Source organism: Aliterella atlantica CENA595 (genome assembly GCF_000952155.1).
Classification (GTDB): domain Bacteria; phylum Cyanobacteriota; class Cyanobacteriia; order Cyanobacteriales; family Chroococcidiopsidaceae; genus Aliterella; species Aliterella atlantica.
The window spans coordinates 56,656-69,377 of the sequence record NZ_JYON01000006.1; the positions used below are offsets into that span (position 1 = coordinate 56,656).

Below are 12,722 nucleotides of genomic sequence, written 5' to 3' on the forward strand. Positions count from 1 at the left end.
CGTTTTCCTGGCTAATATGCTTAATTTACAGAAAAATTGCTTATCCTCAGTTAGAAAGCGGCTATATTGGCGGCTAATTACCAGTTCGTTTGTAGTAACTGGGCTAGCAATGACGGTTCCTGCTACTGCTGTAACGATTCCCTCTTCTTACCGCAACGATTATCGCTTTTGCGCAGCGAGGTTGTTAGCGCTGAATATTCCTGCAGCGGAAGTATCTTCAGCTTGTTCTACTGCTTTAAATCCGAGAAGATTATCTACCTGCGTCTATGATATTGGGCGGCGTACGAATATCTTAGCTACTGATGCGCTATCTACTTGCAGACAAGTTAGGCAACCAAATGAGTTAGCAAGTTGTGTAGTCGGAATTAGCGTCAATGCTCAAGAAGAAACTATCCCCGAAGTTCTCGATTATTGCCGTCGCAGCCTTCTGCCTGTAAGATTTGCCCAATGTGTAGTTGGCTTGCGTCAAGAAATTGACGTTTCTCCTATTCAAGCAATGGATACTTGCATTAGTGCTAGCGATCGCGCTTTTCCTGCTACCTTAAGATAATCAAACTCTACAGTTAAGAGTCACAGTAGTTAATAGTAACTAGCTACTGCCTCTTAACTGGTCACTGGTCACTGATTACTGGTCACTGATTAAATGTAATTGCCAAACACAACAGCGCCAAAACACCTGTAATTGCATAAAACGTTGCCACTACTTGCGTTTCTGCCCATCCAGACAGTTCTAAATGATGGTGTAAGGGAGCCATCTTTAATAAGCGCTTGCCAACTCCATCAGGTCCTTTGGTAGCTTTGTAATAGCTTACTTGTGCCATTACAGACAAAGTTTCGACAAAAAAGATCCCGCCGACAATAAATAGCGCCCACAAAGTGTTAGATAACAGCGCTACAGATGCTAAAGCACCTCCTAACGCCAAAGAACCAGTATCGCCCATAAAAACGCGAGCAGGGTTGCGGTTGTGAACTAGAAAACCCAAGCAGCTACCGCTCATACAAGCGCAAAATACCATCAAGCCTGTGGAAGTAGGCGCAACCAAAGCACCTAAGCCTAATAAAGCGATCGCTGCTACGCCTGCAGCTAACCCATCAACGCCGTCAGTTAAATTAGTAGCATTGCTCTCTGCAACTAATACAAACGCTGCTAATAGCCAAAATAGCAATCCCAAAGGCAAAGCAAAACCAAACGGTAAAGCGATCGTTGTAATATTGCCCGATTGACTCCAAGCAAGCCACAGACAAAACGCTACACCAAAACCAATTTGCAAGGCAAGTTTCATGCGTGGCGAAATGCCTTTATTTGACTTGCGGCGCAAAATTTGCCAATCATCTAGCCACCCTATAGCAGCATAGCCCAAAGTCAAAGCGGATACAGCAATTACATCAGCCGCAAAGCCCGATAATAAGATAGCAAAAACAACCGCTACAGGCACAAAAAACACCCCGCCCATTGTCGGAGTGCCTGCTTTTTTCAAATGTGCTTGGGGACCATCTTCGCGGATAATTTGCCCAGTTTTCAGCTTCAGTAATATAGGTACAACCCAGTAGCCTAAGAGTGCAGTAACTAGGGCGCAAATCCCGAAAGGCAAAGTTAGCGAACTCAATTGCCAGGGTAGGCGGTGCGCTAGCCAGTCGCCAAGCAATACCGCTGTCCCCAACACCGTACTAATCGATATAAGTAAACTGGTTCCAGAAAGATTTAACGACCAACGAGAAGATGATTTAGCTTCCACGATATTATTTAATCACTCACACCACATTATGCAGGCGATCGCCAACTTTAAGACTTGCTTTTATTAGCCAATGTCATCATCCTCAATTGGATCGTCGCTATCATCAAAGTCTTCATAACTAGAATCATCTGAATCAATGATGTCTACTAAATCGGGAATCGGTTCGCCTGATGGTAACAAATCGGGTTCTTGGCGATCGCGTGCCACCAGTCTACCGCTAGATTGCAACCAGTCTAAGATTGAAGATTCGTGCTTTGAAGGAATTACTGCCGCTACGCGATCGCGGGGCTGTTCTTGCAGAGGAGATTTGGGCATATAAAAATGCTCGGTTAAACGGCTCTAATTATACTACAAAGTTTACCACTTACTAATTCGTAAATATCAGCAAATTGTCAATTAAAAGTAAAAAAACTTATTAAATATGCGAACAGAAATGATTAGCATGAGGAAAGAGAAAATAAGGCTGAAAAAGGCGATGATTGGAAAATCGACACTAATGGAAGCGATCGCTGGAAAAAATCGCGGATTGCTAGCAACAGACACCCAAAAGCAAGCAATAGCAGTAGCGATCGCGCAATTAGAAGACCGCAACCCCACCCCGCGCTCGGTAGAGGCGGGAGAGTTGTTAGAAGGCGATTGGCGACTGCTTTATACAACTAGCAAAGGTTTACTTGGTATTGACCGATTTCCCTTTCTCAAGCTCGGTCAAATATATCAATCTATCCGCGTCAAAACTAGCAGCGTTTATAACATTGCCGAAATTTATGGCTTACCTTATTTAGAAGGCATAGTTAGCGTTGCTGCTAAATTCGAGCCACTTTCCGAACGCCGAGTACACGTCAAATTCGAGCGATCGATCTTAGGCTTGCAGCGCTTCATCGGTTATCAATCGCCAGCAAGTTTTATCAGTCAAATTGAAACAGGCGACAAGTTCGCAGCCATAGATTTTGGTATCGACAGCCGCGAACAACAAGGTTGGCTAGATATTACTTATCTTGACAATGACTTGCGAATTGGGCGAGGCAATGAAGGCAGCGTATTTGTCTTAAGTAAGGTTTAAACTGCTAGCTGGCGGCGGAAAGATAAATTGGGCAGCAGCAGCAATAAAAGTAGCGCGATCGCTTTGATATTGAGCAAGACGCAAGCGCCGCTCATCATTCCAGCCATCAATTTGAGCTTGAGCATTCAAAGCTGCTAGCCCCAAGCGCCGCAACCGCGCTTCATGATGATTGGCAAACGCTGTTTCAATGGCGATCGCATCTGCCAATTTATAATTCCCTGCGCGTTGACTAATTGCATTGACAGCAATAAATAATTCTTCTGGCATTAGCGTCACAATTTGGGTGATCGCCAGATCGATTAACTCCGATGTAGGTAAAGTTGCGATCGCGAGTTTCCATCTAGGCGCTGCTACCAACGCCTCGCTAGTTAGTACCGCTAACACCGCTCTAATTGTAGGTAAAAGTTGGCTGCGTCGCCAATATGCCTGACTTTGGAGAGTATCAATGATTGTTATCAGGGCGCGTCTATTAGGTAGAATTTGCTCTACGGTAGCGGCAACAACTTCTATATCTGTGCCGCTATAAGTAGCAAAGAAAGCTTGCGCCGCAGCTTGCGATTCATCGGGTAAAGGGGAAGTCAATCTTTGTAATAATGGTTGTTGCAACACGCGATCGCGATCGGCAACGGGAAGACTTCCACAACGCCGTAAAACATCAAGTCTAACTAATGGTTCGGGATGTTGTACTAGTGTTGCTAATAGAGTCAGTAATTTTTTTTGTGCAGTAAGAGACAGGCGATCGCTCGGTATTCTCGTTACCATAGTTGCGATCGCGCTATCAGGAGAAACAGCCGCTTGCTGGAAAATTGTCCAAGTTTCATCGCGTTCGAGGTGCGTCCAGAAGGCTCTTAGCAAAGCAATTCGCACATCTCGGTGTAATTCTCGCTCGTTCCAAGTAAGCAACTCTTGGTAAGCGGAATCTGTAGCAAATTCACCAATCAAACGCACAACTTCTTTAGCAACAGTAACTTTTTCTTGTGGAACCGATTTTAGTAAGGCGATCGCATTTTCCGGTGACATAGCAAGTATTGCCGTACGCAGCGCATAAATCGCAATTCGGGCGCGATCGTCCTCCATTGCTTCTAGTAATACTGGAATGCCATCACCATTATCGCGGCGGGCTAAAAGTCTTAACGCGCGATCGCGGATGGCAAGTTGAGTATTTTCTCTTTGAGCTAACTGTATGAGCCGAGTTGGAGCAACAGTTTGTAAGTTTCCTAGTTGTTCCATAACTTGAAACAAAGTAGATTGATTTTGCCAGCTATCTCGCGTTACAGCCACTAGCGTTTCAGCAAATTTATGCTGCATAGTATTAGTCCAGCGCTGAAAATTATCGCTCACACCTAAAACTAAGTAAGTTTTACCCGTACTAAATCGCCCTTTATACAACTTGCGTTCGAGAAACTGACTGAGCAAATCTTGACGATGACGGTGCAAATAATTTTGCACAACTGGCTGATAGATCCAGCTAGGATCTTGGCTAATCAAAGTAGGAATGAGAGTTGCCAAGCGATTGTAATGATAAGTTGCTAATACTTGTAATCCTGAAGCCGCAACCCAATCGCTGTAGGGAAGTTGAATAGCTTGTTCTAATAGTTCAACTAAACCATCAAATACTTGCAAGCGTTGAGCAAAATATCTTGCTACCATAACTAAATGCTGCGATCGCTCTCGATCTGCCCAAGCTTGGAAAATCGGCAATAATTGAGGGGCAATTGCTCTTACTTGAGTATTTGATAAGCGATCGCCTAAATCATAAAAACTAAGTTTTCCTCGCGTTTTAACTAATAAAGCAAGTTGCTCGGCTGCCCAAACTGGATGAAAAGGTAAGAGAAAAATAATAAATCTTTCTGCTGAACTACCAGTCGCAAGAGATAAGTCAGCAGCATTGAGCGTATCTTGGAGAATTTGGCTTAAATCTGCTAAATGCTCGACCTTCCATATCCCAGGCGGCAAACTTGCCATTGCACCTAGTATTGCACCTCGGATCGGATCTTGTTCGTTGCGACGGGCAATTATTTGTTGCAATAAGCTAGCGATCGCTTTACGTTGATACCTGACTGTTTCTACTAAGGTTTTTAGGGCAATACTGCGAATTTCTGGATCGGGATTTTGGATAAAAGGTTTGAGCGTCTCCCCTGCTTCTTCCCAAGGTAAAAAAGCCGCATAAGCAAGCCTCTGGCTGAGGCGAGTTGCTAAAATTGGCGAATTTAAATGCCATCTCGCTTCATGCTCTCGAAAGGAACGCGATAAGCTTTGAATGAGATTTATATTGAGGATGCCTTTAGAGTCACGCCAGCGCGTGTTGTAGTCTACGTAAAGTTGCGATCGCATTTCAGGCGCTAGCTTGCTTAACCATAATTGCGGATTTGGTAAATAACCGCGTTCGATTAAAGCTTGCAAGCGAGGCAAATCTAGGTTTTTGGCGACGCGATCGAAGTTACAATTTGCCCGATCTTCTGATTGCAATACTAAGTCTGCAACTTCTTGGCTGCACCTAATTACTAGCGGTTGCAGGTGAATTTGAGCAATAGGAGTTGTTCGCAGCAAAGCACGACATAAATTTAAGGCTTGATCGGGGCATCTATCGGCAAGAATTGGTAAAACTGCATTAACGTAAAATCTTAAACGCGGATCTAACTCTGTTGCAGTTTCAGCTTGCTGTTGTAATGTGATAGCAGTCAGCATAGGGTGACGACGAGCTAGCCTTTGCCCGTCATCATTACTACTTTGGTGCAACAATAGTTGCATATGCTGGTTAACAAATGCCGCCGAACCGAAAGCTAAAATTTGCGTAAGTTGTTCGGGGTGGGCGATCGCAACTTGTGCTAAATAACGGTCAATAACTTTGTATCGACGTTGTTTAAGCGATAGTTTGAGGATAAAATAGCGTTGCTTGATAGGCGCTGCTTGCAACGATGACAGTAGTTGAGCATCATCGCCAAACAAGATAATCAAACGCGTTGCTAGCGAACGTAATTGGCGGGAGCGATCGCTTATTCCTTGTAAAATTAACTCTATATTTTGACTGCCATAACAAGATTGCAACGCTAAATAGCGCTCGTAGAAATTGCCGCAAGCAAGTTGGTTTAATGTATCTGCTAAATTCTGCTCCTGCCTTGAGCGCCTACCTATTTCTACCATCTGTCGCATTCGAGCTTTGTGGGTAAGCGTCTCTAGAGATTGCAGCAAAGTAGTTGGTGTCATAAGATAGCTTGATATAGATTTCTAAATATAGGATGCCTAATAGATAGAACTGCGTTTTTGAGGTAGAAAGCTAAAGAGCGATATGTTGAAAGACAATTCCTGACAAGATTTGGCGAAGATACGACCGCCTAACGCTACAAACTGGAAGTGAAATTTACTGCATGGAAGTTAGAAAAAATTCAGCTAAAAGGTTGAGAAGATTGGCAAAATTAAATCGGCGCTCGCTTTTAGGATTGTCTTTACTTGTTGTTGTGCCTATAGTATGGCTCCAATTTAAGCCCCATCCTCAACAGACACAGAAAGATAACTTTGTTGCTAATTCAGTGTCTTTGCAGTTACCACAGTCCTCACCTTTAGTTGCTTTTGACAAGCCTCAGCCAATAACTCCAGTTCAACCCCAGCAGAAGCAAGCCAAGGAACTTGCAACCAAGAGCGTTAATCACAAACGCCCAACAAACAAAGCTGCTACCAAACACAGACCAAAACGCAAGCAAAAACCTCACAAATATACTGCTCCAGCTATCGAACTTAGAGTAGCGATCGCTAAAGATACCAGTCAACTGGCGATCGCTTCTTCAACAACAGCAAAGGTAATAGATGCTAATAAGCGAGTAATTATGCAACTATTACCTGGGCAAGCGTTTCAAGCACAAACAGCTAATTCAACTATTTTCTTCCAAGATTGGCAAGTACCTTCATTTATGTGGATCGAGCCGACAAGAGGAGGAGCGGTATATGTAGGCGATCGCTGGTATAGAGGTAAAGTTTTATTGTTGTCGCAAGGAGATACATTACTAGCTGTTAATTACGTAGATTTGGAGCAATATTTAACAAGTGTAGTCGGCAGCGAAATGAGTGCCGCAGCACCTATTGAAGCACTTAAAGCTCAAGCGATCGCTGCTCGCTCTTACGCTTTAGTGCATAAGTTTCGCCCTGCAACTGGGTGGTATGACTTGGGCAACGACGAGCGGCATCAAGCATATAAAGGTGTTGCCACTGAGTACAACACAACGCACCAGGCAGTTAACCAGACATCAGGACAGATTCTTAGTTACCAAGGTGGTGTAGTCGAATCTCTTTATGGAGCGACGCAAGAGATTGTAACTAACGCTCATAATGGTTGGGGAATGAGCCAAACAGGAGCATACACTTATGCCAGTTCTGGTTATAACTATCAGCAAATTTTAGCGATTTATTATCCCAAAACAGAGATATCCAGGCTAGAGGCAAAACGCTAACAATGATTTTCTTTCACACTCTTTTTCACTTTGAAACTTGAACAAATTAATTATTAATCTTGTCCGTAATGCGCGAATTACGAATTACGAATTACGAATTATTTAAGGGGGATTTGAAACCTGAATAAATGAATGATTAATCTTGTCCGTAATGTGCAAATTACGAATTACGAATTACGAATTATTTAAGGCGGTTTGGGCAATTAATGTTTCAACATCGATCGCTGGCACTAATTCATTAGTTTCTAACTGAGCGTATCCAGCGATATAAACTGGCGATCGCACTGAGTTTCTAGGCGGCTGAAGCACAATTTCTGGTTTAGTTATCAAATGCTTGATTGCTGCTTCTATAGCAATAAGTTGTTGCTCGTATCTAATAATCAGAACGCTTGCCAAGCCAGAATTAGCTTTATGTTCAACTGCTAATGAGCGATCGCTATTTAATAACTCTATTAACGGATAAAGTTGGAGCATTTGGTTGCGCCAATGAAAAAACCACTGATTTTGAGATTGAATTCTTTGCTGCGGTTTATATGGCAAATTTTCTTCAATTTTGCTGTAAGGTAAGAAAAAAATCAAAGATGCTGATGCCCAAATCAAAAGCTGTGCCGTTTTTAGCGATCGCTCTGATAAAGGGCAAGAAAGGGAGAGCGCCGAACTTGCATCTACTTCTAACGTCGGAAAAATCAACTCACTGCGATCTGCGAGCGGAATATCAAGCGGTGGATTTGCAAAAATATCATCTAAGGAAGCAGGTATAGAAGATTCCCCAACATTATCAACCATTAGCAGTTCTCGCTGTTCGACGCGAGAAAACGTTGGTAGAGGCGCTATCACTGGAAGGAGGGGAATCTGCATCGTGAAGGTAGTTCCTTTTTGAGGAATAGATTGCACTTGGATCGAACCTTGCATTGCTTGCAACGCAGAGCGCACAATCTCTAATCCAAACCCTCGCCCAGATAGTTCGCTCACTGGAGCCGAGGTGGAAAATCCTGGCTCAAACAGCAATTGCTGAATTTCCAAGTCCGATTGCTCTGTTGCTTCTGCCTGTGAAAGTATCCCCCATTGGACAGCCCGTTCTCGAATGCGATCGCAGTCTAACCCCGCACCATCGTCTGCAACCTCAATAAACAGTTCTCGTTCTTGCTCGCGAGCGAGAATTTGAATCTGCCCGATGTCAGGCTTCCCTTGCTGCTGCCTTTGCGCGCGCGGCTCAATTCCATGAGCAAAAGCATTACGCACTAGATGCAGCAGAGGTTCGTAAAGTTTTTCGGCGATCGCTTTATCTACAATAATTTGCGTCCCGCTCAACTTTAACTCTGCTGGCTTGCTATAAACTGTTACTAATCTTTGCAAGACAAGAACAAAGCGATTAAAGACATCTCCTAGCGGTGCCATCTGTGCTTCTGTCAAATTATCTTGAATTAGTGTCACGATTTGCTGTTGATCTGCTAAGGCTTGGCTCCATTGTTGATGTACTAATTCGACCTGCACGAGCGATTCTTCTAGCTGGGCGCTTTCCTCCATTGCTGACTGCATCAATCCGTTCAAATTGGGCGTGGTGGCAATATCTTGCTCGATTCTAGGACGAGCGCGAATTTGATTGAGGGTTTCGCGAATTTGGTTGAGGGTTTGTTGATGTTGCTCGAAGCTCGTTCTAAATTTTTGTACGGTCTTCTCAAGCCTTTTTTTCGCCGAATCCTGTTGGTTTTGGTTGACAATTAAACCACCTGTGGAATATTTCAAGCGATTGAGTCGTTCTAAATCGACTCTGATTGTTTGCGGAGCTAAGACAGGCGGCAGTGGCGATAATTTGGATTGGACAAATGTCGATCGCTCTGGAGGCAATTGATTGGGAGCGATCGCAAATTGCTGTAGGGTAACGGACGGTTTGCCGCCCCAAGTGCGATCGCCTGCTAAAACGAGCGCTTTTCCCTGTTGAAAATCAGCTAAGGCGATCCGAGCGATCGTAGCTGCTCGATCGGGATGCGCTGTTAAAGCGGCAATTGTAGTTTGCGCGATCGCGGCAAATCCAGGCAGGTTCAATCCTTCTGCTAAACTTAAAAACACCTTGGCTTTTTTGCGTAGAGTCGCCGCTAAGTGCGCCGAATTCGGTTGCCTCAGCGCTTCTTCAAGAGCGCTTAAATCTTCAGCGATCGCACCTGCAAAAATCGAGCGAGTAATATCTGTTTTCAACTCTGCTTGTGTGGGCAGATAAGTTTCTCGCCCTAAAACATCTCCTAGCTTTTGCCCAATTCGAGCAAAGATTTCATCTGCGCGATCGCATATCGGGTCAGGGTCAATCACGATCTGAGCGCTCTGAGCATTCAACAGTAGCCTTAGAGACTCAAAAGCCTGAAACAACAACGATTCAAGCTCAGAATCAATTTCACAAGTAGGGTCGTAGAGCGCGTTAAAGACATCTTCTAGCGCATGAGCAATTTTTTCAATCTCAGTAAATCCCAAGCTGGCAACTACTGATTTGAGCGTATGAGCCGCCCGCATCAAACTGTAGATTTTGTCGCAACTGCGATCCTCTTGCAATGTCAGGAGGTCTTGCTCCAAGGTTTGCATAAGTTCGGGGGCTTCTGTCAAAAAGCAAGCATAAGCTTGAGCGTAAGCTGAAGAGTCATAAATCATGGCTAATTTCCCATACAGCTAAGAATCGAGCAAACGGCTTTCAACTTTTCATCCGTTTACCTCGTCGATTGCAGCAGGTGCTAAGGTCGATGCTTCTGCTTGACTTACTATAAAGGAATTTACGACGGCGATCGATTGCTCTGAAGTGTATTTAGCAAATTCGGCAATTTCTTGAGCAATATGATTAGCAGCAGTTGAGGACTGAACTTGAATAGCAGCCGTCTGGGCAACTTTACTTACTAACTGACCGATTTTATCGCTACTGTCGGCGATCGCACTAAATTTGTTCAGCGCTTCTTTTGCCATTTTGGTTCCAGCTTTTCCTTGTTCTGCGCCGTTTTCCATCTCACTAATGACATTTTCTGATTCAGCCGAAATTTCCGCAACTAAGTGTTCGGTTGCCTCTATAGTGGTTGCTAATTGGACGTTGAGCGAACGTACTGTCTCCGCCGCTGACAGCACAGATACTTGATGTCCGTCGCCCGATCTGCCTAGAGCGATCGCTGATTGAAAAACTTCTTGGTTCATTTGGGTCGCCAAGTCGTTGATTAAGTTCAGCGAGTCGGAAATACGATAAGAAGATACGCTCAACTGTTTTAGCTTCTCAACCGCGTCAGTTAAAGTCTGCTGTACGGTAGTAATACTCTCTACTGTTAGCCCTACAAGTTCTTGTCCTGTTTGGATAGTTTGCTCGGCTTGTTGAACTTGCAATTCAGTTTGGTGGACAGTCGAGAGAATGTCTTGCGCTTGTTCTGATACGGTCTGGATTTGCCCAAGTGCAGCCGCAGTTGTTTGGGCTTGGCGATGAGTATCGTTGGAGAGGTTTCGTAGTAGTGCTGAAGATTGTTGCTGAAGTTCCGCTTCTTGAGATAGTTCGTTGATCCGTCCGACTAACTTAGAATTATCGAGCGCGTAGCCAATTTGTACGGCAATTTGCTTGAACCACCCGATTTCTAGCGGCTTCCAATGTCGAGGATTAGCACATTGGTGGGCAACTAATAGTCCTAGTAGTTTTCCTTCGTGCAGTACAGGTGCGACTAAGTTGGCTTTGACTCCTAAAACTTCTAACTGGTCTATATAGCACTGCGTCATGCCACTTGTATAAATGTTGTCGAGCGCTCGTACTCGACCGTTCTCATACTTTTGCACGTACCTCGCTTCAAAACACGGGTCTTCAATTTTTCGCCCTAGTGCTTTGACCCAACCTTCGCCCACAGATTCGGCAATTACAATGCCCATCGATTCGCGATCAACACTATAAATTAGCACGCGATCGCCAGCTAAGACTCGCCGAATTTCTTCTACGGCTGTTTTAAAAATATCCTCGCGGCTGAGGGAGGCATGAATTTGCGCTGTGGCATCAGCGAGGTATTCTTTCCATTCAATTTCTCGTTCTGCTTGCTTTTGCAGATTTTCTTTGTCGGCTAATAAAGCAGCATTGCGCAACGCAAAGCCTGCTTGATTGGCTAGCTGCGAAAACCATTGAGTCTCAAAGTCCTGCCATTGTCTTGTGTTAGAGCATTGATGGGCGATTAACAGTCCGTACAATGTTTCACCCACCACAATCGGAGTTACCAAAACGGCTCTAATTGCATAAGGTTCTAGCAATCCTATGTAACAAGGACTTAGTTCGGTATAAATATCGTCAGTTGCTTTAATTCGACCTTGGCGATATGCCTCAATGTATTTTGCCCCCAGACACGGATCGTTAAAGACTGCTTTGAGGGTTTTAGGAAAACCTGTGGCGATCGCTTCGGCAACTACTGTTCCTGTCTTGTCTTCGTTTATCTCCAGAATGATGACGCGCTCTGCCGCAATCATACTCCGACCTGCTCTCACGGTTTGGGTGAGAATTTCTTGCTGGTTTGTCGTGTCGCGAATTTGACTGATGGTTTGCTGAAATATCCGAGCTATACTAGCTTCAGCCGCAATGTACTGTTGAAACTTAACTCCATCTAGAGAAATCCCCACCTGCCCGGCAAGCTGGGAAAATGATTCTATTTCCGATGTTTTCCAGTTTCGAGTTCCAGAACATTGGTGAGCGATTAATAGCCCATACAAGCGATCGCCGTTCAAGATGGGCGCAACTAAATTTGCTTTAACGGCAAATTTTTCTAGCTCTTCAATGTAGCAGGGACTATATTCCGCGTAGATATCGCTAGTTGCTTTTACCCTTCCTTGCCGATACACTTCAGTGTATTTAGCTGCAAAGCACGGGTCGTTAATTCTTGCCCTGAGCGTTTTGGGCCACATAGGATCTACCGATTCAGCCACAACTGTGCCTACACCTTCTCGTTCGAGCATATAGATTGCAATGCGATCGCAGTCGATGACTTTACGGGTTTGGGCAACTGCAACTTTCAAAATATCTTCCGCCGTTGCTGCTTCGCGAATGCGGTGGATTGCTGTTGTTAGTTGCTGTGCTTCCTCAGCCTCAGCTTGATTGGCTACAGTTGATTGTACGGCTGTTGCTGTTTTGACGGTAGAGCCAAGCGTTCGGTTTGCCCAAGCGGCGGCGATCGCTCCTGATAGTAGGGCAGTCGCACCCGTACCTAGTAGCAAGTTCGCCAACTGCTCTTTTTGCTGCTCCATTGTGGCAGTCAAGCGCGTTGATCCTTCTCTTTGGGCTTGAATGCTCTGCTCGTCAATTGCTTGCGTGCCAAAGCGGTAAATTGCCGTGCCAACTATCAAAACTGGTAGCATTCCCAGCGCGATCGCAAAGGCGATCGTTTTTGTTTTTAATCCTTGGAAGCTCAAAGCTCTGTCAACTTGCTCTTGAAGTTGAGTGGTTGACTCAAATTCAGTCATGATGAACCCTCAAAATGGCATAGGTGGATGGAT

The 12,722-nt window shown here is 44.6% G+C and carries 8 protein-coding genes; 3 read left to right on the forward strand and 5 right to left on the reverse strand.

The window, feature by feature from the left end:
* Positions 1-16: 16 nt before the first annotated feature.
* Positions 17-550, forward strand: a complete 534-nt coding sequence (locus UH38_RS07445) for a hypothetical protein (RefSeq protein ID WP_045054017.1) — start codon at positions 17-19, stop codon at positions 548-550.
* 82 nt (positions 551-632) lie between these two features.
* Here UH38_RS07445 and mraY read toward each other — a convergent pair whose 3' ends face one another.
* Positions 633-1,736, reverse strand: coding sequence for a phospho-N-acetylmuramoyl-pentapeptide-transferase (mraY, locus tag UH38_RS07450; protein ID WP_045054018.1), 1,104 nt, complete (start codon positions 1,734-1,736; stop codon positions 633-635).
* 63 nt (positions 1,737-1,799) lie between these two features.
* Complete coding sequence (locus UH38_RS07455; protein ID WP_045054019.1) at positions 1,800-2,051, reverse strand: DUF3134 domain-containing protein; 252 nt, start codon at positions 2,049-2,051, stop codon at positions 1,800-1,802.
* Between the two features lie 160 nt (positions 2,052-2,211).
* Here UH38_RS07455 and UH38_RS07460 point away from each other — a divergent pair, with 160 nt between their 5' ends.
* Positions 2,212-2,796 (forward strand): PAP/fibrillin family protein, encoded by a 585-nt coding sequence (locus UH38_RS07460; protein ID WP_045054020.1) that lies wholly within the window; start codon positions 2,212-2,214, stop codon positions 2,794-2,796.
* Here UH38_RS07460 and UH38_RS07465 read toward each other — a convergent pair.
* On the reverse strand, positions 2,782-6,003 hold the full coding sequence (locus UH38_RS07465; protein WP_045054021.1) for a HEAT repeat domain-containing protein: 3,222 nt from the start codon (positions 6,001-6,003) through the stop codon (positions 2,782-2,784). The genes UH38_RS07460 and UH38_RS07465 overlap by 15 nt on opposite strands.
* 161 nt (positions 6,004-6,164) lie before the next feature.
* Between UH38_RS07465 and UH38_RS07470 the strand changes: the two genes are divergently transcribed.
* Positions 6,165-7,241, forward strand: coding sequence for a SpoIID/LytB domain-containing protein (locus tag UH38_RS07470; RefSeq protein WP_045054022.1), 1,077 nt, complete (start codon positions 6,165-6,167; stop codon positions 7,239-7,241).
* 174 nt (positions 7,242-7,415) lie between these two features.
* On the opposite strand, the gene UH38_RS07475 is transcribed toward UH38_RS07470, so the two are convergent.
* Both UH38_RS07475 and UH38_RS07480 read right to left on the reverse strand, forming a co-directional pair.
* Positions 7,416-9,881 (reverse strand): chemotaxis protein CheA, encoded by a 2,466-nt coding sequence (locus UH38_RS07475; RefSeq protein WP_052672300.1) that lies wholly within the window; start codon positions 9,879-9,881, stop codon positions 7,416-7,418.
* A 48-nt stretch (positions 9,882-9,929) separates the two neighbouring features.
* Positions 9,930-12,689, reverse strand: coding sequence for a GAF domain-containing protein (locus UH38_RS07480; RefSeq protein WP_052672301.1), 2,760 nt, complete (start codon positions 12,687-12,689; stop codon positions 9,930-9,932).
* Positions 12,690-12,722: the final 33 nt, after the last annotated feature.

Coding starts and splice junctions, on each gene's coding strand:
- UH38_RS07475 (WP_052672300.1), bottom strand. CDS start 9,881: ATGATTTATGACTCTTCAGCTTACGCTCAAGCTTATGCTTGCTTTTTG.
- UH38_RS07470 (WP_045054022.1), top strand. CDS start 6,165: ATGGAAGTTAGAAAAAATTCAGCTAAAAGGTTGAGAAGATTGGCAAAA.
- UH38_RS07455 (WP_045054019.1), bottom strand. CDS start 2,051: ATGCCCAAATCTCCTCTGCAAGAACAGCCCCGCGATCGCGTAGCGGCA.
- UH38_RS07445 (WP_045054017.1), top strand. CDS start 17: ATGCTTAATTTACAGAAAAATTGCTTATCCTCAGTTAGAAAGCGGCTA.
- UH38_RS07465 (WP_045054021.1), bottom strand. CDS start 6,003: ATGACACCAACTACTTTGCTGCAATCTCTAGAGACGCTTACCCACAAA.
- UH38_RS07480 (WP_052672301.1), bottom strand. CDS start 12,689: ATGACTGAATTTGAGTCAACCACTCAACTTCAAGAGCAAGTTGACAGA.
- UH38_RS07460 (WP_045054020.1), top strand. CDS start 2,212: ATGATTGGAAAATCGACACTAATGGAAGCGATCGCTGGAAAAAATCGC.